The sequence below is a fragment of the Bhargavaea cecembensis genome, from assembly GCF_000826125.2.
GTDB classification, from domain to species: domain Bacteria; phylum Bacillota; class Bacilli; order Bacillales_A; family Planococcaceae; genus Bhargavaea; species Bhargavaea cecembensis_B.
Map to the genome: position 1 here is coordinate 433,549 of NZ_LN651373.1, position 21,685 is coordinate 455,233.

The 21,685-nt window shown below is 60.0% G+C and carries 18 protein-coding genes and 3 pseudogenes; 12 read left to right on the forward strand and 9 right to left on the reverse strand.

Annotation, left to right across the window (positions count from 1 at the left end; genetic code table 11):
* Positions 1-727: pseudogene (locus BN1189_RS07785) on the forward strand (NAD(P)-dependent malic enzyme); the annotation flags it as partial.
* Between the two features lie 652 nt (positions 728-1,379).
* Here BN1189_RS07785 and BN1189_RS07795 read toward each other — a convergent pair.
* The 9 genes and pseudogenes from BN1189_RS07795 to BN1189_RS07835 form a co-directional block, all read right to left on the reverse strand.
* Positions 1,380-2,384: a FecCD family ABC transporter permease gene (locus tag BN1189_RS07795; RefSeq protein WP_040227144.1), complete on the reverse strand. Its 1,005-nt coding sequence runs from the start codon at positions 2,382-2,384 to the stop codon at positions 1,380-1,382.
* Positions 2,377-3,384, reverse strand: a complete 1,008-nt coding sequence (locus BN1189_RS07800; RefSeq protein ID WP_373604615.1) for a FecCD family ABC transporter permease — start codon at positions 3,382-3,384, stop codon at positions 2,377-2,379. The genes BN1189_RS07795 and BN1189_RS07800 overlap by 8 nt, the downstream gene beginning before the upstream one ends.
* 72 nt (positions 3,385-3,456) lie before the next feature.
* Positions 3,457-3,879, reverse strand: a pseudogene (locus tag BN1189_RS07805) (ABC transporter substrate-binding protein); the annotation flags it as partial.
* The gene (locus BN1189_RS07810; protein ID WP_082194191.1) at positions 3,836-4,690 is read right to left on the reverse strand and encodes a FecCD family ABC transporter permease; all 855 of its coding nucleotides are present in this window, start codon (positions 4,688-4,690) and stop codon (positions 3,836-3,838) included. The gene BN1189_RS07810 and the pseudogene BN1189_RS07805, both read right to left, overlap by 44 nt.
* Positions 4,683-5,690, reverse strand: a complete 1,008-nt coding sequence (locus BN1189_RS07815) for a FecCD family ABC transporter permease (protein WP_373604615.1) — start codon at positions 5,688-5,690, stop codon at positions 4,683-4,685. The genes BN1189_RS07810 and BN1189_RS07815 overlap by 8 nt, the downstream gene beginning before the upstream one ends.
* 72 nt (positions 5,691-5,762) lie before the next feature.
* Complete coding sequence (locus BN1189_RS07820) at positions 5,763-6,695, reverse strand: iron-hydroxamate ABC transporter substrate-binding protein (RefSeq protein ID WP_040227145.1); 933 nt, start codon at positions 6,693-6,695, stop codon at positions 5,763-5,765.
* Positions 6,692-6,835: pseudogene (locus BN1189_RS16480) on the reverse strand (iron-enterobactin transporter ATP-binding protein); the annotation flags it as partial. The gene BN1189_RS07820 and the pseudogene BN1189_RS16480, both read right to left, overlap by 4 nt.
* 197 nt (positions 6,836-7,032) lie before the next feature.
* Entirely contained in the window at positions 7,033-7,965 is a 933-nt protein-coding gene (locus BN1189_RS07830) for an iron-hydroxamate ABC transporter substrate-binding protein (protein ID WP_040227145.1), read from the reverse strand.
* The gene (locus tag BN1189_RS07835) at positions 7,962-8,759 is read right to left on the reverse strand and encodes an ABC transporter ATP-binding protein (protein WP_040227147.1); all 798 of its coding nucleotides are present in this window, start codon (positions 8,757-8,759) and stop codon (positions 7,962-7,964) included. The genes BN1189_RS07830 and BN1189_RS07835 overlap by 4 nt, the downstream gene beginning before the upstream one ends.
* A gap of 140 nt (positions 8,760-8,899) precedes the next feature.
* Here BN1189_RS07835 and BN1189_RS07840 point away from each other — a divergent pair, with 140 nt between their 5' ends.
* The 11 genes from BN1189_RS07840 to BN1189_RS07895 all read left to right on the forward strand — a co-directional run bounded on the left by BN1189_RS07840 (position 8,900) and on the right by BN1189_RS07895 (position 21,682).
* Positions 8,900-9,955, forward strand: a complete 1,056-nt coding sequence (locus tag BN1189_RS07840; RefSeq protein ID WP_040227149.1) for an NAD(P)/FAD-dependent oxidoreductase — start codon at positions 8,900-8,902, stop codon at positions 9,953-9,955.
* 381 nt (positions 9,956-10,336) lie between these two features.
* Entirely contained in the window at positions 10,337-11,194 is an 858-nt protein-coding gene (locus BN1189_RS07845) for a MurR/RpiR family transcriptional regulator (protein ID WP_040227217.1), read from the forward strand.
* A 33-nt stretch (positions 11,195-11,227) separates the two neighbouring features.
* Positions 11,228-12,049, forward strand: a complete 822-nt coding sequence (locus BN1189_RS07850; protein ID WP_040227151.1) for a hypothetical protein — start codon at positions 11,228-11,230, stop codon at positions 12,047-12,049.
* Between the two features lie 28 nt (positions 12,050-12,077).
* The gene (menC, locus tag BN1189_RS07855) at positions 12,078-13,205 is read left to right on the forward strand and encodes an o-succinylbenzoate synthase (protein WP_040227219.1); all 1,128 of its coding nucleotides are present in this window, start codon (positions 12,078-12,080) and stop codon (positions 13,203-13,205) included.
* 107 nt (positions 13,206-13,312) lie between these two features.
* On the forward strand, positions 13,313-14,392 hold the full coding sequence (locus tag BN1189_RS07860) for a YkvI family membrane protein (RefSeq protein ID WP_040227153.1): 1,080 nt from the start codon (positions 13,313-13,315) through the stop codon (positions 14,390-14,392).
* A gap of 422 nt (positions 14,393-14,814) precedes the next feature.
* Complete coding sequence (locus BN1189_RS07870) at positions 14,815-15,495, forward strand: N-acetylmannosamine-6-phosphate 2-epimerase (RefSeq protein WP_040227158.1); 681 nt, start codon at positions 14,815-14,817, stop codon at positions 15,493-15,495.
* 36 nt (positions 15,496-15,531) lie between these two features.
* Positions 15,532-16,398 carry an N-acetylneuraminate lyase gene (locus tag BN1189_RS07875; protein ID WP_040227159.1) on the forward strand — a complete coding sequence of 289 codons (867 nt, stop codon included), beginning with the start codon at positions 15,532-15,534 and terminating at the stop codon, positions 16,396-16,398.
* Between the two features lie 172 nt (positions 16,399-16,570).
* The gene (locus BN1189_RS07880; RefSeq protein ID WP_040227160.1) at positions 16,571-18,067 is read left to right on the forward strand and encodes a sodium:solute symporter; all 1,497 of its coding nucleotides are present in this window, start codon (positions 16,571-16,573) and stop codon (positions 18,065-18,067) included.
* Between the two features lie 27 nt (positions 18,068-18,094).
* Complete coding sequence (locus tag BN1189_RS07885) at positions 18,095-19,789, forward strand: FAD-binding protein (protein ID WP_040227161.1); 1,695 nt, start codon at positions 18,095-18,097, stop codon at positions 19,787-19,789.
* Positions 19,790-19,908: 119 nt separating this feature from the next.
* A complete protein-coding gene (locus BN1189_RS07890) occupies positions 19,909-20,817 on the forward strand; it encodes an ROK family protein (RefSeq protein ID WP_040227163.1) in 909 nt (302 codons plus the stop codon).
* Positions 20,818-20,842: 25 nt separating this feature from the next.
* Positions 20,843-21,682 carry a MurR/RpiR family transcriptional regulator gene (locus BN1189_RS07895; protein WP_040227164.1) on the forward strand — a complete coding sequence of 280 codons (840 nt, stop codon included), beginning with the start codon at positions 20,843-20,845 and terminating at the stop codon, positions 21,680-21,682.
* Positions 21,683-21,685 lie beyond the last annotated feature (3 nt).

Consider the following 21,685-nt stretch of genomic DNA (forward strand, 5'->3'; position numbering starts at 1 on the left):
TGCGGCGGCCTCGATTCCCGTCATGGAAGGGAAGGCGGCGCTCATCCGCCGTTTCGCCGGGATTGATTCATTCCCGGTCGTGCTCGACACGGAAGATCCGGACGAGTTCGTGAAAGCCGTGACGCTCATGGCGCCGGTGTTCGGGGCGATCAATCTGGAGGACATCGCCGCGCCGGCCTGCTTTGACATCGAGGACCGGCTGAAGGCGGCACTCGACATCCCCGTGTTTCATGACGACCAGCACGGCACCGCGATCGTCGTTGCCGCGGGTCTCCTGAACGCCGCCCGGCTGACGGGCCGGGCGATGGGGGACCTTCGGGTCGTCCTCAACGGAGCGGGCGCTGCCGGCGTGGCGATCGCGAAGCTGCTGGACTGCTTCGGCGTGAGGCATATGATCATGTGCGACACGGCCGGCGCCATCTATGAAGGCCGTCCGGCGCGGATGAATGCCATGAAGGAAGAAATCGCGCGGATGACGAACCCGGAGCGGCTGTCCGGACCGCTCGCAGAAGTGATCCGCGGCGCGGACGTGTTCATCGGCGTAAGCGCGGCCGGTGCGCTCACGCCGGACATGGTGCGCGCGATGGCGGCCGACCCGATCATCTTCGCGATGGCGAATCCGACGCCGGAAATCATGCCGGACGAAGCGAAGGCGGCCGGCGCCCGGATCGTCGGCACCGGCCGGTCGGACTTCCCGAACCAAGTGAACAACATCCTCGCCTTCCCCNTACGTGGTTTACCTCGCAATGAAAGACGAGGAACTGAGCGCCAAGTACCGGCCGGATCACCTGGCGTACCTGGACGCCCGCATGGCGGAAGGGAAAGTAAGGGCGAAGGGCCGCTTCACCGACGGCTCCGGCGGCCTCGTCATTTATCAGGCGGAAACCGAAGAAGACGTCGAAGAACTCGTCAAGCACGATCCGTATATCGTGCAAGGCGCCCGCACATACGAAATCCGTCAATGGGACGCCGAATTTGCGGAGTGAACGGAAGAAAAAGAGCAGCCGTGATGGCTGCTCTTTTCCTATTTATTGGATTGGCGTCCCATATATTGTGTGAAACCATCAGTCGAAGAAGTCCGCTCGCTTACCGCGGGCGTCGCCGTAATAATTACACAGAGAAGTGGAGAGTGTCTTTATTGGGGATTCATCCCGGTGAAGTCGTGTATTGAGGCGGAACGTTGTCTATCTCGGGTGAAACGTTGCGTATCTCGGGTGAAACGTTGTCTATCTCGAGCGAAACGTTGCGTATCTTAGGCGAAACGTTGTCTATCTCGGGTGAAGGGTTGTTTATCTCAGCCGAAACGTTAATTATCTAAGCTTGAAACGTTATTATCACCGCCTGCCAGACCCAACCCGCCGCCACCGCCGCCCGTGCGCTTACCCTTTCCGCATCAGATAGAGGAAGTACGGGGCGCCGATGAGGGCGACGATGATGCCGGCCGGGACCGCCAGTCCGCCGGGGAGGGTGTGGCCGATTGTGTCCGCGGCGATGAGGAGCACCGCGCCGGTGAGCATTGCGACCGGCAGGTATCGTTCGTGACGGGGACCCGCAAGTGCCCGGGCGATGTGCGGGGCCATGAGGCCGACGAAGGCGATGTAGCCGGTGACCGAGACGGCGGCTGCTGCGAGGGCGACCGCGATGGCGAGGAAGAGCATCCTCATCCGGGCGAGCCGGATGCCGAGGCCGATGGCGGACGGTTCGGCGAGCGAAAGGATATTCAGCGCGTTCGACCGGTAAAAGACGAACGGGACGAGCAGCACGACCCACGGCAGGAGCGCCAGGACGAACGGCCAGTCGGCGCCCCAGACGCTGCCGGCGAGCCATTCGGCAATGAAGGAGACGTCCTGCCGCTCGGCACCCGAGATGAGGATCATCATGGCGCCGGATAGGGCGGAGGCGAAGCCGATGCCGACGAGGAGCAGCCGGACGGGCTGGACGCCGCGGCCCCGCTCCGTCGAAAAGAGCCAGATGAGCGACGCGGTGGCAAGGGCGCCGGCGAATCCGACGGCCGGCAGGAGGAGCGCATAGTTCGGGATGTCCCCGCCGGCAAACAGATAAAAGACCGTGATGGCGAGGCCCGCGCCGGAATGGATCCCGATGATGCCGGGGTCGGCCAGGTCGTTGCGGCTGATGGTCTGCAGCACCGAACCCGAGACGGCGAGCGCGATGCCGGCGAGTGCCAGAACCGCCACCCGCGGCAGGCGGATCTCAAACAGGACAAACGACTCTTTCGGGGTCCCGAATCCGGTGAGAACGGGGATGAGCCGGTCGATCGTCAGTCCGGCAGCGCCGGTCGACAGTGCCAGGAGGACGGCGCAGATGAACAGGATTCCGAGGATTACCAGCCACCGGACAGGATGCTTCCGGGTTCGGTCACGCATGGCCGATCCCTCCTTTCCGGACGACGATGAGGAAAAACGGCAGACCGATGAGTGCAGTGATCGCCACAACCGGCGTCTCGAACGGCGCGTTGATGAGCCGGCCGGCGAGATCGGCGAGCACCATGAACACGGCACCGATGATTGCGCTCATCGGCAGGATCATCCGGTAGTCTGCCCCGGTCACCGCGCGCACGAGATGCGGGATGATCAGCCCGACGAACGCAAGATTTCCGACGAGTGCGACGGCGGCGCCTGCGAGGAGAGCGGTGATGATCATCATGACGGCCTTGATGAGGAACACGCGCTGACCGAGTCCGACCGCGACGTCTTCCTGCAGGCTGAGAATCGTCAGCTGGCGGCTCACGAACATCGCCCCGATGAGCCCCGCAACGATGAACGGGACGACGATGAGGGAGTCGGGCGTCGTCCCCATCAGACCGCCGGCGGTCCACATCGATACGTCCTTGGAGATTCTGAACACGATGCCGGTGCCGTCCGCGATCGCCTGGAGGAATGCCGTGACGGCGGCGCCTGCGACGACGAGCCGCATCGAGGACATGCCGCCCCTTGACGCGGCTCCGACACTGAAGACGATCGCCATGCCGGCTGCGGCCCCGATGAAGCACGCGGCCAGGATGCCCGTGTAAGTGATCCCCGGAATCAATGCGAGCGACAGCGCAAGCGCCGCATTCGCCCCGGAAGTCAGTCCGAGCAGGCCGGGATCGGCAAGCGGGTTCCGCGTGACGCCCTGCATGACGGCACCGGCGACGGCGAGTGCGGCTCCGGTGAAGACGGCGGCCAGGACCCTCGGGATCCGAAGTCCCCGGAGAACCGCCGCATGCTCGCCGCTCCCGGAAAAGACCGCCTGCCAGACGTCCCGGATGCCGGTGTCCGCCGCCCCGAGCGTAAGGGCGAGGACGAATGAGGCCGCCAGAAGAGCGGCGCTGATGAGCAGTTGCATCGGAAATGGGATTTTTCGTCTAAGGGACACGGCAACCATCTCTTTCGTTTGAAATCAATACGGCGGCCCGGTTCCGGTGATGACCGGCCGGGCCGCCTGTTTTAGGGACGCTTATTTTGCGCCGAGAAATTGCTCTTCAAAGAATTCCAGCTGCCAGTCGAGCGTGAGGGAATCATTGAAGTAAGCCTTTTTGGCATCCGACTTGATCAGGCGGCCATTTTTGACGGCGTCGATTTCCTTGAACCAGTCGGCGTCCATGAATGCCGTGCCCTGATCTTCCGCAAGGCTCATGATCACGTAGTCGCCGGTGTAGTCGCCGAGCACTTCCTGGGAGATGGCGAAGTAGCCGGGCTCGAGCGCGACTTCCTTCACTTTTTCAGGCATCTTCAGGCCCATCGCCTGGTAGAGGATCTCCGTGCCGCGCCCCCAGTTGTCGCCGAACAGGTAGAACTGTTTTTCGAAGTTCTCGACGACTGTGACGGTCGCATCTTCACCGATTTTTTCTTTGATCTTCTTGCCGGCTGCCTCCGNGCGGGGCCATGAGGCCGACGAAGGCGATGTAGCCGGTGACCGAGACGGCGGCTGCTGCGAGGGCGACCGCGATGGCGAGGAAGAGCATCCTCATCCGGGCGAGCCGGATGCCGAGGCCGATGGCGGACGGTTCGGCGAGCGAAAGGATATTCAGCGCGTTCGACCGGTAAAAGACGAACGGGACGAGCAGCACGACCCACGGCAGGAGCGCCAGGACGAACGGCCAGTCGGCGCCCCAGACGCTGCCGGCGAGCCATTCGGCAATGAAGGAGACGTCCTGCCGCTCGGCACCCGAGATGAGGATCATCATGGCGCCGGATAGGGCGGAGGCGAAGCCGATGCCGACGAGGAGCAGCCGGACGGGCTGGACGCCGCGGCCCCGCTCCGTCGAAAAGAGCCAGATGAGCGACGCGGTGGCAAGGGCGCCGGCGAATCCGACGGCCGGCAGGAGGAGCGCATAGTTCGGGATGTCCCCGCCGGCAAACAGATAAAAGACCGTGATGGCGAGGCCCGCGCCGGAATGGATCCCGATGATGCCGGGGTCGGCCAGGTCGTTGCGGCTGATGGTCTGCAGCACCGAACCCGAGACGGCGAGCGCGATGCCGGCGAGTGCCAGAACCGCCACCCGCGGCAGGCGGATCTCAAACAGGACAAACGACTCTTTCGGGGTCCCGAATCCGGTGAGAACGGGGATGAGCCGGTCGATCGTCAGTCCGGCAGCGCCGGTCGACAGTGCCAGGAGGACGGCGCAGATGAACAGGATTCCGAGGATTACCAGCCACCGGACAGGATGCTTCCGGGTTCGGTCACGCATGGCCGATCCCTCCTTTCCGGACGACGATGAGGAAAAACGGCAGACCGATGAGTGCAGTGATCGCCACAACCGGCGTCTCGAACGGCGCGTTGATGAGCCGGCCGGCGAGATCGGCGAGCACCATGAACACGGCACCGATGATTGCGCTCATCGGCAGGATCATCCGGTAGTCTGCCCCGGTCACCGCGCGCACGAGATGCGGGATGATCAGCCCGACGAACGCAAGATTTCCGACGAGTGCGACGGCGGCGCCTGCGAGGAGAGCGGTGATGATCATCATGACGGCCTTGATGAGGAACACGCGCTGACCGAGTCCGACCGCGACGTCTTCCTGCAGGCTGAGAATCGTCAGCTGGCGGCTCACGAACATCGCCCCGATGAGCCCCGCAACGATGAACGGGACGACGATGAGGGAGTCGGGCGTCGTCCCCATCAGACCGCCGGCGGTCCACATCGATACGTCCTTGGAGATTCTGAACACGATGCCGGTGCCGTCCGCGATCGCCTGGAGGAATGCCGTGACGGCGGCGCCTGCGACGACGAGCCGCATCGAGGACATGCCGCCCCTTGACGCGGCTCCGACACTGAAGACGATCGCCATGCCGGCTGCGGCCCCGATGAAGCACGCGGCCAGGATGCCCGTGTAAGTGATCCCCGGAATCAATGCGAGCGACAGCGCAAGCGCCGCATTCGCCCCGGAAGTCAGTCCGAGCAGGCCGGGATCGGCAAGCGGGTTCCGCGTGACGCCCTGCATGACGGCACCGGCGACGGCGAGTGCGGCTCCGGTGAAGACGGCGGCCAGGACCCTCGGGATCCGAAGTCCCCGGAGAACCGCCGCATGCTCGCCGCTCCCGGAAAAGACCGCCTGCCAGACGTCCCGGATGCCGGTGTCCGCCGCCCCGAGCGTAAGGGCGAGGACGAATGAGGCCGCCAGAAGAGCGGCGCTGATGAGCAGTTGCATCGGAAATGGGATTTTTCGTCTAAGGGACACGGCAACCATCTCTTTCGTTTGAAATCAATACGGCGGCCCGGTTCCGGTGATGACCGGCCGGGCCGCCTGTTTTAGGGACGCTTATTTTGCGCCGAGAAATTGCTCTTCAAAGAATTCCAGCTGCCAGTCGAGCGTGAGGGAATCATTGAAGTAAGCCTTTTTGGCATCCGACTTGATCAGGCGGCCATTTTTGACGGCGTCGATTTCCTTGAACCAGTCGGCGTCCATGAATGCCGTGCCCTGATCTTCCGCAAGGCTCATGATCACGTAGTCGCCGGTGTAGTCGCCGAGCACTTCCTGGGAGATGGCGAAGTAGCCGGGCTCGAGCGCGACTTCCTTCACTTTTTCAGGCATCTTCAGGCCCATCGCCTGGTAGAGGATCTCCGTGCCGCGCCCCCAGTTGTCGCCGAACAGGTAGAACTGTTTTTCGAAGTTCTCGACGACTGTGACGGTCGCATCTTCACCGATTTTTTCTTTGATCTTCTTGCCGGCTGCCTCCGCCCGTTTCTTGAAGTCCTCGACCCAGGCGGTCGCTTCCTGCTCTTTGTTGACAGCTTTACTGATTTCGATATGTTGCTGGAGGTAGTCGTTCTTGCCGTATGTGAAAAGGACGGTCGGCGCGATTTTTTCAAGTTTGTCCGCATTCTGGATGTTGTTCAGGCCGATGATCAGATCCGGCTCAAGTTCGATGATCTTTTCGATGTCTTCATTGGAAACGACTTCCGCGTTTTTCAGCCCGTCCTTGAAGTTCGGGTTGTCGGCCGCCCAGGAATCGACGCCGACGATCGGGACGCCGAGCTGGATCAGGTCGCCCGCATAGGAAGAGAGCACGACGACGCGCTGCGGATCCGCCGGTACTTCGACCGGGCCGGTCTCCGACTCATAGGTGATCGTTTCTGCGGATTGGTCCGCTTTGTCCGTATTGTCGACGGAATCATCATTTGCTTTCGCTCCGCACGCGGCGAGCGCGATGGCGGCGAGCAGGGTGAGGACAAGCATCAGTTTTTTCTTCATGAAGGTTGGTCTCCTTTGATCAGGTCGTATGTGATGCAGAGCGGGGCATCGGTCCGCGGATCGCGTCCGATGACCGCATCGATGTTGAACACTTGCTTCAGAACGTCGGGGACGAGCACTTCCTCCGGTGTGCCGGNACGTCCCGGATGCCGGTGTCCGCCGCCCCGAGCGTAAGGGCGAGGACGAATGAGGCCGCCAGAAGAGCGGCGCTGATGAGCAGTTGCATCGGAAATGGGATTTTTCGTCTAAGGGACACGGCAACCATCTCTTTCGTTTGAAATCAATACGGCGGCCCGGTTCCGGTGATGACCGGCCGGGCCGCCTGTTTTAGGGACGCTTATTTTGCGCCGAGAAATTGCTCTTCAAAGAATTCCAGCTGCCAGTCGAGCGTGAGGGAATCATTGAAGTAAGCCTTTTTGGCATCCGACTTGATCAGGCGGCCATTTTTGACGGCGTCGATTTCCTTGAACCAGTCGGCGTCCATGAATGCCGTGCCCTGATCTTCCGCAAGGCTCATGATCACGTAGTCGCCGGTGTAGTCGCCGAGCACTTCCTGGGAGATGGCGAAGTAGCCGGGCTCGAGCGCGACTTCCTTCACTTTTTCAGGCATCTTCAGGCCCATCGCCTGGTAGAGGATCTCCGTGCCGCGCCCCCAGTTGTCGCCGAACAGGTAGAACTGTTTTTCGAAGTTCTCGACGACTGTGACGGTCGCATCTTCACCGATTTTTTCTTTGATCTTCTTGCCGGCTGCCTCCGCCCGTTTCTTGAAGTCCTCGACCCAGGCGGTCGCTTCCTGCTCTTTGTTGACAGCTTTACTGATTTCGATATGTTGCTGGAGGTAGTCGTTCTTGCCGTATGTGAAAAGGACGGTCGGCGCGATTTTTTCAAGTTTGTCCGCATTCTGGATGTTGTTCAGGCCGATGATCAGATCCGGCTCAAGTTCGATGATCTTTTCGATGTCTTCATTGGAAACGACTTCCGCGTTTTTCAGCCCGTCCTTGAAGTTCGGGTTGTCGGCCGCCCAGGAATCGACGCCGACGATCGGGACGCCGAGCTGGATCAGGTCGCCCGCATAGGAAGAGAGCACGACGACGCGCTGCGGATCCGCCGGTACTTCGACCGGGCCGGTCTCCGACTCATAGGTGATCGTTTCTGCGGATTGGTCCGCTTTGTCCGTATTGTCGACGGAATCATCATTTGCTTTCGCTCCGCACGCGGCGAGCGCGATGGCGGCGAGCAGGGTGAGGACAAGCATCAGTTTTTTCTTCATGAAGGTTGGTCTCCTTTGATCAGGTCGTATGTGATGCAGAGCGGGGCATCGGTCCGCGGATCGCGTCCGATGACCGCATCGATGTTGAACACTTGCTTCAGAACGTCGGGGACGAGCACTTCCTCCGGTGTGCCGGATTTGATGAGGCGGCCTGCCGACAGGGCGATCAGATGATCGGAAAAGCGGGCGGCCTGGTTCAGGTCATGAAGGACCATGATGATCGTCCGGCCCTCATCTCGGTTCAGCTTTCTGAGCAGTTCGAGCGTCTCGAGCTGATGGGCCATGTCCAGGTAAGTGGTCGGCTCGTCGAGGAAGATGATGCCGGTGTCCTGGGCGAGCGCCATTGCAATCCAGACGCGCTGGCGCTGACCGCCTGACAGGGCATCGACGGGGCGGTCCCGGAACTCGGCCGTCCGGGTCACATCCAGCGCCCAGTCGATCATCCGCCGGTCTTCTTTCGACAGGCGGCCGAACCCTTTCTGGTGGGGGAACCGGCCGTACGTGACGAGTTCCTCGACGAGCAGGCCGCTTGCATTTTCCGGCGTCTGGGGGAGGATCGCCATCTTCCGGGCAAGCGCCTTCGTTTCCATCCGGCGTATGTCCAGGCCGTCGAGCGTCACGTGGCCGCCCTGGTGGGGGATGATCCGGGTGAGCGCCTTCAGGAGTGTCGATTTTCCGCAGCCGTTCGGCCCGATGATCGTCGTGACCCGGCCGGCGGGGAACGTAATATCCATTCCGTGGACGATCGCGCCGGAATCGTATCCGACCTGCACACCTTCCGCGAGCAATTGCATGTCAGTTGCTCCTTTCTTCCGGTTGGGAACCGTGGTATAGTGATTGATATTGATTATCATTGAGAATGATTTTCATTTTCAAATGATAAAGTGAAAAGGGACGGCTGTCAAACGTTTTTAGAAATGAGGGAGGCGCCAACATGCGGAAAGCGGAAGTGAAAGATGTGACGATCATCGGCGGGGGACCTGCCGGTTTATACTCGGCGTTCTATAGCGGGCTGAGGGGAATGGACGTGCGGCTTATCGAGGCGGGTGAAGAACTCGGGGGCAAGGTCTGCCTGTTCAAGGAAAAGATGATCTGGGACGCCGGCGGACAGCCGCCTGTCCAGGGCGGCACGTTCGCGGACCAGCTGATCGGGCAGGCGAAGACATTCGATCCTGAGCTGTTGACGGGCCGCAAAGTGGTGAGAATCGGCCGGGGAGAGGACGGCCTGTTCGAAGCGGAGACGTCGGACGGCATGATCTATCCGTCCCGGTCGATCATCATGGCGAACGGCGGGGGCATCGTCACACCGCAGAAGCTGAAGCTGTCCGGAGCGCACGCAGCCGAGATGGACAATCTGTTTTACACTGTCCCGTCGATCGCCCGGTTCCGGGGGGAGACCGTCCTCATTTCGGGAGGCGGGGATGCGGCCGTCGACTGGGCCGCCGAGTTCCTCGGCATCGCGAAGGAAGTCATCCTCGTCCACCGGCGCGAAAACTTCTGCGCCCACGAAGCCCAGGTGGAAAAAGTGAGGGAAGGCGGCGCCCGTGTCGTCCTGAACGCTTCTATCAACCGGCTTGTCTCGGACGGATTCAAGCAGCGGATCGAATGCGTGGAGCTCGTCGATTCCCTGACCGGCCGGGTGTTCCCTGTCGCCGTCGACTCGGTCATCGTCAGCCACGGATTCGACATGGACGCCACGCTCGATTTTGGAGGGGAGGCGGAGCCGGAAAGGGAAGACGGCCACTTCTTCATCGGGACGGCGGAGGCGGTGACGACGGTTCCGGGCATCTATGCCGCCGGAGACTGCCTGAAATACGACGGCAAAGTGAATCTCCTCGTCGGCGCCTTCCAGGATGCGGTCAATGCGGTCAACCGGGCGAAAACGTTCATCGATCCGGACGCCCACGACCGGGGCATGGTCTCTTCCCACAACGACCGGTTTAAGAAACGAAACCGCGAACTCATCCGGCAGATCGCCGGTGTGGAATGAATCAGGAACGGCCGGGCCATCGTGCGCCCGGTTTTTTGTGTTCCTTCGTCAAGGCGTTATCTTTATCTGATGGAGCGTGATCTTTATCCGGAGAAACGTTATCTTTATCCCACAGAGCGTTATCTTTATCCGCCGACAGATTCGTGCAACCGCTTCCAATCCGCACGGCCGGCGATTCCGGGATTTCACCAAAATAAAATATTCAGAAATATATTGCATACCGTCCGGCCGGCATGATATTGTAAGAACAACTTGAAGGATTTCCTTCATTCCCGCTCGGCACTGCAGGAATCCCTTCAAACAGAGGGTCACCAGTTCGGCCGTTGGCGGCGGCTTCTCTTTTCAAGAGGGATTTCATATCGTGTGAACGGAGTGATGGGGATGGTATTGAAGGGGCTGGTCCAGCGGAAGATGCTCAAGCTTCCGCGCGGACAGAGGAAAATTGCGGAATATGTGGTCAGGCGGCCGCACGAGGTGGCGGTCTGTTCGGGCCAGGAGCTCGGGGAGCGGACCGGGACGAGTGAGTCGACAGTCATCCGGTTCAGCTATAGTCTGGGATTCAGCGGATATCCGGCGATGCAGAAGGCGATCCGGGAAGAGCTGTTTCTGCCGGAATCCAGCTTCGCACAGTATCAGGACGAGAAGCTGGCGCTCGGTGATGAGACCCATCTGTATGAGAAAGTGATGGAACAGGATGTGAAGTCGATCACCGAGACGGCGCGCCTGATCGATCCGGCCGATTTCGACCGGGCCGTCCGGGAACTGGTGACGGCAAAGCAGGTGTCGCTTCTCGGACTCCGGGCGTCTTATCCGGCGGCGAATTGGATGAAACTCATGCTCGGCATCGTCCGGGACGGGGTGTGTGTCATGCAGCCGCAGTCGGAGGACCTCGTCCAGGAAGTGTGCCGGCTGGACGGCCGCTCGGTTCTGCTCGTCATATCATTCCACCGGTATTTGCGGGAGACGCTCATGATCACGGAGCTGGCGAAAAAGCAGGGGGCGTTCGTCATCGGAATTACCGATTCGCCGATGTCCCCGGTTTCGGCCCACTGTGATCTTGTATTTGCGATCCAGTCGCCGGGGCAGTCGACGATCGACAAGGCGGCGCCGCTGTTTTCATTTATGAATGCGCTCGTTGCCGGAGTGGCCGTGAAAAATCCGGCGGAAGTGAAAAAGCGCCAGGATGTCGTCCGTGAAGCCGACAGCGGATTTTATTTTCTGGAAGGCATCGATGTTTGAACAAAAGACGGAGAACGGAAAGAGGAGGATATAATGGAAGGTGTTGCACGGAAGACGGTCATCCGGCCGTTCGCATCAAAGGAAGAGATGAGTCAGGTGGCTGCGCTCGAGCAGGCCGTCTGGGGAATGGATCCGACGCCGGTTCACCAGCTGTTCACGGCCGTCAAGAACGGCGGGATCCTCCTCGGCGCATTCGACGGCGGCCGGGCGGTCGGATTCCAGTACAGTTTCGCCGGTTTCGACGGGAAGGGGGCGTATCTCTGCTCGCATATGCTCGGGATCCTGCCGGAATACCGCCATTCCGGACTCGGGGCCGACATGAAGCGGGTGCAGGCGGACATCGCCCGGGACCTCGGCTACGACCTCGTGCGCTGGACGTTCGATCCGCTCGAAAGCCGCAATGCCTACCTCAACATCCACAAGCTCGGCGGTGTTGTCGGCACGTATCTCGAAAACTGCTACGGGGAAATGAACGACGCCCTGAACGCCGGACTGCCGACCGACCGGTTTGAAGTCGACTGGCGGATCCGGGAGGCGCGCGTGACCGAGGGGAAAAGGCCGGCGCCGTATGATGCGGAGCGGCCGTTCCGGACAGGCGTGACGCCGGACGCATTTCCCGTGCTGGAGACGGAGCATGCAAAACTGCCGGACGGCCCCGCATTCGCGGTTCCGGTCCCGGCCGACTTTCAGGCGATCAAGAAGGGCGATGCGGCACTCGCGCTCGACTGGCGGATGAAGACGAGGGAACTGTTCGTCCGGTCATTCGGGAACGGATACGTACTCGAGGACGTCCGGAGAAAAGATGAACGGATCAACGAGTACATATTGAAGAAACAAGACACGGTCCCGTTTTGACGGCGGCCGGCCAAAGGAGAGATGGATGATGAAGATTGAAGAGATCCGGATGAGGCATATGGAAATGAGGATGAAGACGCCGTTCACGACGAGTTTCGGCACAATGCAGGATAAGCCGTTCCTGCTCATCGAGGTACGGGACGGCGAAGGGAATTCGGGCTGGGGGGAATCGGTCGCATTCTCGCATCCGTGGTATGCGGAAGAGACGGTTGAGACGAATGCCCATATGATCCGTGACATTCTGAGCCCGCTGATCGTCGGGAAAGAGATCAGCCATCCGGACGAAGTGAGTGAAATCTTCGGCGGCATCCGCCGGAACAATATGGCGAAGGCGGCGATCGAAGGCGCGGTGTGGGATCTGTATGCCAAGCGGGAAAAGATGACGCTCGCACAAGCGCTCGGCGGGGACAAAGAGAAGATTGACGTCGGCATTTCAATCGGCGTCCAGGACAGCGCGGAGGCGATGATCGAGACGGTCCGCGGCTTTGTCGAACAAGGCTACAAGCGCATCAAGATGAAAATCAAGCCGGGTGCGGACATTGAAATCGTCCGTGCGGTCCGCGGGGCGTTCCCGGATGTTCCGCTCATGGCGGACGCCAACTCCGCGTACACTTTGGATGACACGGATCTTTTGAAGCAGCTTGACGAGTTCAACCTGACGATGATCGAACAGCCGCTCGCGCACGATGACATCATCGACCATGCCACACTCCAGAAGGCGATCGACACGCCGGTCTGCCTCGATGAAAGCATCCATTCACTGGAAGACGCCAAAAAAGCGGTCGAGCTCGGAAGCTGCCGGATCATCAACGTGAAAATCGGCCGTGTCGGCGGCCTCACCGAGTCGAAGAAAATCCATGATTACTGCATGGAAAAGGGAATCCCGCTCTGGTGCGGCGGCATGCTCGAGTCGGGCATCGGACGCGCGCATAACGTCGCGCTCACCACGCTGCCGAACTTCGTGCTGCCGGGAGACACGGCCGGTTCCGACCGTTACTGGGTAGAAGACATCATCACACCGGAAGTCGTCGCAGTCAACGGGGAGATCACCGTACCGGCAGGCTACGGAATCGGCTACGAGCCGGACCTTGGGAAAATCGGGAAGTACACGACCGCTGAAGAAGTGTTCACGGCCGAAACCGCCGGAACAAAGTGAGTCGGCCGGAAGCCGGATAAAGGAAAGAGCGGTGCTTCGGGCACCGGTCTCTTTTAGAAGATACAGACTGAATATTTCAACTTTGCAAAAGACGGAGGGAAAGCCCAATGAAAGAAAGTATCCGAATCGGAGCGGCATTCGCCGGACTCGTCATCGGCGCCGGCTTTGCCTCCGGGCAAGAGATTCTGCAGTTTTTCACCAGCTTCGGCTATTGGGGGATCGCCGGCTCGATCGTGGCCACGGCGCTGTTCGCATTCGTCGGCGCGAACATCACCCGGCTCGGGAGCCGCATGCGCTCGACTTCCCACAAGTCCGCCATCTACAAAATATGCGGACGGCCGCTCGGCATGTTTGTTGACTTCGTCATCACGTTCTTCCTGTTCGGGGTGGCGGTCGTCATGTTCTCGGGAGCGGGCGCCCTGTTCCACGAGCAATTCGGCATTCCGGCACCCGTCGGCAGTGCGATCCTCGTCCTCGCCGCCGTGCTGACCGTGCTATTGAACGTACAGAAAGTCATTTCGCTGATCAGTGCCGTCACGCCGTTTCTGATCCTGCTCGTTCTGGTGCTCGCCGGTTATTCGATCCTGACGGCAGACACATCCGCAGCGGAAATCGCCAGTCTCGCCGGCGAACAGGACGCAGCCGCGCCGAACTGGCTGCTGAGCGGCGCGCTGTATGTCTCGTTTAACATCGCGTGCAGCGCATCGATGCTCATGGTCATGGGCGGCACGGAGAAAAACCCGAAAGTCGCCGCAATGGGCGGAGCCATCGGGGGAGCGGTGCTCGGCCTGCTCATCCTGCTGCTGAACATCGCCATGCTGGCAAAGATCGACGTGGTCGGCAGCGCATCGATGCCGACGCTCGCCCTGGCAGCCGAAATGTCGCCGGTGCTGTCTTACGTGATGGCGTTCGTGCTGCTCGGAATGATCTACAATACGGCGGTCGGCATGCTGTATTCATTTACCGCGCGCATCACGGAACCGGGGACGGCCCGCTTCAAAGGAACCGTCATCACGGTCGGCGCCGCCGGCTTCGGGCTCAGCTTCATCGGATTCGTCAGCCTCGTCGGAACGCTGTACCCGATCACCGGATACCTTGGATTCACCCTGATCGGCGCCGTCTTCGTCCACTGGTTCCGCTCGGTTTACGGAAGAAAAGCGGCGGGCCCTGTGCTCACGAAAGGTTGATCTTCAAAGTGCATATTTTTTATTATTAGACCGGTCCTGGGAGGGGCCGGTTTTTGTGTGCGTTAGGAGGCTCCGTGCCGGCAGACGGATTCGGCCGTGTCCGGGCAGACGGGGCAGAGCGGAAGCGGGCTGGAGGCGTCGAATCTAAAGCTGGAGGCGTCGAATCTAAAGCTGGAGACGTCGAATCTAAAGAAGCCAAATCCGGGCCTGTCCTTCACCGATCCACCCGCTCCTCAATGCAGACCCCTCCCCAAGGTTATGATTGTCGATCGTCATTTTGATATAAGGTTTTGACACCAAAAACTCATCGTGTTATTCTTTGAACGTGAAATCGTTTTCTTTCAGTTCACAACATTCCTATCGGGCGTGGCATACTACGGCCATGCGACGATATTTGAGCAAGTCAGGAGATGGAAAGCAATATGGACGTTTTGGATAAGATCAGCGGTTCGTTGGTCGTGTCGTGCCAGGCGCTTGAAGACGAGCCGCTGCACGATCCGTATATCATGGGCAAGATGGCGCTTGCCGCGAAAATGGGCGGTGCAGCGGGAATCCGCGCGAACACCGTGAAGGATATCCGGGCGATCAAGCAGGAAGCCGGGCTGCCGATCATCGCGATCATCAAGAAGGATTACCCGGACAGCCCGGTGTTCATCACGCCGACGATCGATGAAGTGCGCGAGCTTTATGAAGAAGGCGTCGACATCATCGCATTCGACGCGACCAACCGCCGGCGGCCGGGCGGGAAGGATTTCGGCGAGTTTTTCCGGGAAGTCAAAGAAGCCTTTCCGGATCAGCTGTTCATGGCGGATGCCTCGACCGTCGAGGAGGCCTTGATGGCCGAAGAGGCCGGCGTCGATATCGTCGCCACGACACTCGCCGGCTACACGCCATACTCCAAGGGGGCTGTGCCGCTCGATGTTCTCCGGGAAGTCACAAGCCGGGTATCCGTCCCCGTGATCGCGGAAGGCAATATCGACACGCCGGAAAAAGCCGCCGAGGCGCTTGAAATCGGCGCCCATGCGGTTGTCGTCGGCAGCGCCATCACACGGCCGCAGCTCATCACGAAAAAATTCGCGGATGCCATCGGCCGCCAAGCCTGATGCGCACGCTATCAAACAGAATGGAAGGTGAGAATCATGAACGGAATTTACACAGCGCTCGTCTGTTCATTTGATGAAAACGGGAAGGTCAACGAAGCGGGACTGCGGGAAATCGTCCGCTACAACATCGACGTCCAACAAGTGGACGGCCTTTACGTGAACGGCAGCTCGGGTGAGAACTTCCTCATGTCGACGGATCAAAAGAGGAAGGTCTTCGAAATCGTCAAAGACGAAGCGAAGCAAGACGTGAAGCTGATCGCGCAGATCGGTGCGCTCGACCTCGACGAAGCGATCGCGCTCGGCCAGTTCGCCACTGAGCTCGGCTACGACGCCGTTTCGGCCGTCACGCCGTTCTACTACCGGTTCGATTTTGAAGAAGTGAAGGATTATTACAATACGATCCTCGAGCACGTCGACAACAAGATGATCATCTATTCGATCCCGGCGCTCACCGGCGTCAATATGAGCCTCGACCAGTTCGGCGAGCTGTTCCAAAACGAAAAGATCATCGGCGTGAAATTCACCGCGCCGGACTTCTTCCTGCTCGAGCGGATCCGCCATGCATTCCCGGACAAGCTGATCTTCTCCGGTTTCGACGAAATGCTCCTGTCCGCCGCAGTGCTTGACGTTGACGGCGCGATCGGCAGCACATTCAACGTGAACGGCCGCCGGGCGAAGCAGATTTTCGAGCTGGCCAAAGACGGACAAATCAAAGAAGCACGCGAAATCCAGAAGCAGACGAACGACCTGATCGCCGCCATCCTCGCCAACGGCCTGTACCAAACGATCAAAGAAATCCTCAAGAGCGAAGGCGTCGACGCCGGCTACAGCAAAAAGCCGATGAAAAACCTCAGCCCGGACCGGGTTGAAACGGCGAAGGAGATCGCCAAGACGTATCTTTGATACTTCGGCGGGATAAAGATAACGCTCTGTCCGATAAAGATAACGTTCGCCCGGATAAAGATAACGTTCCGGCCGATAAAGATAACGCTTAACCCATTTCAGACCACGCGCTGCATCGGCAGCCGCGGGGGAGGCCTCGTTCCATCACACCAACTCCAGAGGGGGGAACCAAGTGGACGGAAAGTTCGCAGTCGTTGACTACATTATCCTGGTCGCTTATCTGCTGTTCATCCTGTATGTCGGGATCGCGGTCGCGAAAAAGGAGATGCAAGGCAAGGAATTCTTCAAGGGGGACGGCTCGATTCCGTGGTGGGTGACGTCGGTCAGTTTGTTCGCGACGCTCCTTAGCCCGATTTCGTTCCTGTCGCTCGCCGGGAACTCGTACCTCGGCAACTGGGAACTGTGGTTCGCACAGCTCGGGCTGTTCATCGCCGTACCGATCGCGATCTACCTGTTCCTGCCGGTTTACCGGAAACTGAACCTCGACACGGCTTATGAATACTTGGAGCGCCGGTTCGACGTGAAAATGCGCGTCATCGGCAGCCTGCTGTTCATCGTCTACCAGATCGGCCGTATGTCGATCATCATGTATCTGCCGGCAATCGCGCTGAGCGCGGTGACGGGGATCCATACCGTCATCATCATCCTCTTCATGGGCGTCATCGCGACGATCTATTCCGCATTCGGGGGCATCAAATCCGTCCTCTGGACCGACTTCATCCAGGGCGTCGTCCTGATCGGCGGCGGGATCTTCGCGCTCATCGTACTGCTGTTCTCGATCAACGGCGGCATCGGCGAAGTGTTCCGGACCGGCTCAGCGGACGGCAAGTTCTTCACGGACATGCCGCTGTTCGACCCGAACTTCGTCAATAGCAGCGTCCTGCTCCTCATCGTCGGCGCCGGGCTGTCGACCGCCTTCTCGTATATCTCGAGCCAGGACATGGTCCAGCGCTACCTGACGACCGACGACCTGAAGGAAATGAACAAAATGACGCTCATGAACGGACTGCTTTCCCTCGGGACGGCGACGCTCTTCTTCTTCATCGGGACTTCGCTGTACACATTCTATCTCCAGCAGGGCGGCCCGATGCCGGAGGGCAAGGGTGACCTGATCTTTGCGAACTACATCGTCTCCGAACTGCCTGCCGGAATTTCCGGCCTGCTGATCGCCGGCCTGTTCGCGGCCGGTCAGTCGACGCTTTCGACGGGACTGAACAGTGTGGCGACAAGCTGGACGCTCGATATCCAGAAAGTCATCAAGCCGGGGATGAGCGACGCGAAAAGCACGAAAATCGCGCGGAACGTCTCGACGCTCGTCGGGATCTTCTCGATCGCGTTCGCCATCATCCTCGCCTATTCCGACGTGAGCTCCGCCTACGAATGGTTCAACGGCCTGATGGGCCTTGCGCTCGGAATCATCGGCGGGACATTCACGCTCGGCGTCATGACGAAAAAAGCGAACTCGACAGGCGCGCTGCTCGGATTTGCGGCCACGACGCTCGTGGCCATCTACGTCTCGTACTTCACGAGCATTTCGCTCTGGGCTTATTCCCTCATCAACCTCGTCGCCTCGCTCTTCTTCGGCTACCTCTTCAGCCTGATCTTCAAAGGCAAGAGCAAGGCGGAGGAAGAAGAGCTGACGTTCTATGACCGGAATGCGCAAGCCTGACCACTGTTGACCGGGAGGTGTTCTAGATTGGAAATCAACCGGACGATCGAGACGGACGTTCTCGTGGCGGGCAGCGGACTCGCGGGCATCAAAGCCGCGAAGGAGCTGGCCGGGCAGGGACATCAAGTGTTGCTAGTGACGAAAATGAAAGTGGCGTCCGGCTCGAGTTTTTATCCGCTGAAGGCCTCGCTCGGCACCCAGGTGACGAAAGACCGGGCGGATGAGCAGGTGTTCCTTGAAGATATCGAAGAACTGAGCCGGGGGATGCACCGGCGGGACCTCGCCGAGGCGTACGTCCGGGAAATCCCGGAGCGGGTGGAGGAGTATCCGGAGATCGGCGTGGATGCAAAAAAGCTGGAAGGGGAACGGAAGGCCTGTTTCGCGCCTCATGCACGTGACATTTACCTTCTCGCTGACTGGGAGAAAATCCGCCGCAATGTCAGGGAGATCTTTGGCGGATACGATAATCTTCGGGTGATGGAGCGCACGGTCGTCCTCACGCTGCTCAAAGACTCGGACCGGATCGCCGGGGCCGTCCTGCTGGATGCGGACAATGAGCTGGTGCTCGTCCGGTGCAAGGCGGCCGTGCTGGCGACGGGCGGCTTCGGGTCGATCTACAAGCACAACCTGAATCCGAAAGACGTCGACGGCTCCGGTCATATCCTCGCTCTGGAGGCGGGCGCCCGGCTCGTGAACATGGAGTTCATCCAGTTCATCCCGGGCATCACGAGCCCGAAATACAAGACGCTGTTCGGCGAGCATACGCTCACTTATTGCCGGGACATCGTCGATTCTGACGGGGAGAGCCTGCTCGACCCGGAACTGCCGGACGGACTGTCGAAGCGGGAGTGCCTCGACATCCGGAGCACCCACGGGCCGTTCACGCATTCGCTTGACTCCAAATGGTTCGATATTGCGATGATGAAGCGGATCGGGGATACGGGGAATGAAGATGGGTTCCGGCTCCTGTTCGATCCGGCCCTCTATGACAATGGAGAAGAGTTTTACACGGTTTATCTGGACTGGCTGAAAGAGCGGGGCATCGACCTCGCGCTCGACGAAATCCGGATCGCCCCGTTTGCGCATGCCAGCAACGGCGGTGTGTTCATCGATCTGGACGGACGTGCGGGGGTCCCCGGCCTTTATTCGATCGGGGAGCTCAGCTGCAACATCGAAGGCGCGAACCGGCTCGGCGGCAACTCGACGGGCGCCTGCATGGTGTTCGGCAAGCGGGCGGCGGATCATTGCGGCGAGTACGTCCGAAGCACCGGTTTCGGCCGGGCGGATGCCGGCATGGCGGAAGCCCGTCTGGCGGGCATGTTCGGCGAATTTGACCCGCATGTCTCCGGCGAAGAAGCGGAAGCCGCGGCGGAGCATGCACGCGAGGTCACGGAACGGATCCGGGAGATCCTCTGGTACAACGCCAATGTCGTCCGGAGTGAGGAAGACCTGTCGGCGGCGCTGTCCGAAATCCGGAAGCTCGGCGAGGGAGTCCGGGCCGGGCTGCTGTTCAGCCGTCCCGGTTTCCGGAAGCTCGCCGTGAGAACACGGAACTTCCTGAAGCTCTCGCAGATCCTCCTGCTCGCCATGACGGAGCGCCGTGAAAGCCGCGGAGCCCATTACCGGGAAGACTTCCCGCATGAAGACCCGGCGTTCGGCCGCCGCCTGTTCGTCTCCGTTTCTGAAGACGGAAGCCCGGATCTTGAATTCCGAAGCGAATAACCGCAGGCACGGCATCACAGTCCGGAAAGTCGCAATCGGCTTTCCGGGCGTTTTTTTAGGCCCGGCAAAAGAAGGACGGGCCCGGATGGACTATAATGGATTTAATGAGGTGAGCGGATATGCAGATAGCTGTCATCGACATCGGCGGCACGAAGATCAAATACGGGGTCCTCACCGGGACGGGCGAACTTCTCCATCATGATTCCGTCCCGACGGAGGCAAAGCGCGGAGGAGAGGCGGTCATCCGGACCGTGTGCGGCCTGTGCAATGAACTAAAAGAGCGGTTCCCTGTCGAGGGGGTCGCCATCAGCTCCGCCGGCCAGATCGATCACGAGAAGGGGACGGTCGTGTTTGCGACCGACAATATCCCGGGATACACGGGCACCGACGTGGCGGAAATCGTCGGCCGGCATACCGGGCTTCCCGTGACCGTCGAGAATGACGTGAACTGCACGGCGCTCGGCGAGCATTGGAAAGGTGCGGCACGGGGGATGGATGATTTCATCTGCCTGACGGTCGGCACCGGGATCGGTGGGGCTTTGTTCCTCGACGGCCGTTTGTACACCGGCGCCCGGTTCTCCGCCGGCGAGATCGGGCACCTGTGCCTGTATCCGGGCGGACGGCCGTGCACATGCGGCAACCGGGGCTGCTTCGAACAGTACGCCTCTTCCATAGCGCTCGCCGGACTCGTCAGGGACGAATTCGGTGATGGTTTCAGCCTTGAGGAGTTTTTCGGTAAAGTGTCGGACGGAGACGAGCGGGCCGTGAAGATTTTCAATGCTTGGGTTGATGATCTGACGACGGGCCTCCAGTCGCTCGTCCATATTTTCAATCCTGAGGGCATCATCATCGGCGGCGGCGTCTCCGAACAGGGGGACGTGCTGATCGAGGCCATCCGGAAATCGCTGGACGGAAAAATCATGCCGAACCACCGCAAATCGCTCACCGTCCGGGCCGCCGAGCAGGGCAACAAAGCCAATCTGCTCGGAGCGGCCGCGCATTTTCTTGAAAGGCGGGCCGGCAGATGAATATTCACAAGGGAGGGACGACCGGATGAAAACCAGTCCCGTGGCGGGCATCAGGCCGTCCATCATCATGGAGCAACACAAGCACAGCTTTACGAAATCCGAACATAAAATCTACAACTATATAGAAGAGAACCAGGCGAAGGTCATCTATCATTCGCTGACCGAGTTCTCCGAAGCGAGCGGGGTGGCGGAGGCGACGGTCCTCCGCTTCCTGCGCAAGCTCGGCTATAAAGGATTTCAGGACTTTAAGTTCCTGCTCGCCCAGGAAGTGGCGGCGGAATCGGTGGAAGACCAGGGGGACACGTATGTCGAGCGCATCCGGAACAACATGATCCGGGCGCTGGAAGACACGTACGACATGGTCGATCTCGACGCGCTGGAAGGTTCGATCGGGGCGATCCACGGATCGGATGATGTCGTCATTTTCGGCATCGGATCATCAGGGATCGCCGGCCTCGACATGCAGCACCGGCTCATGCGGATCGGCAAGAACACACAGGTCGTCACTGACTCCCACTTCCAGGTGATGCGCGCCACTTCACTCGACGCCGGATCCGTCGTCGTGGCGATCAGTTTGTCGGGCGGCACGAAAGACATCGTCGACACGGTCCGGATTGCAAAGGAACGGGGGGCGGCGATCATCGTCATCACGAACTATGTGAAGTCGCCCCTGACGAAGTACGCCGATTACATTTTGCTGACTTCGGCGAAGGAAAGCCCGCTCAACAGCGGATCGCTCGTGTCGAAAGTCACGCAGCTTTATTTGATCGATCTGATCTGCACAGGCGTCACGATGAAAAACATCGAATCGGCGGAAAGCATCAAGCGCGAAGTCTCCGAGAACATATCGGACAAGCTGTACTGACGG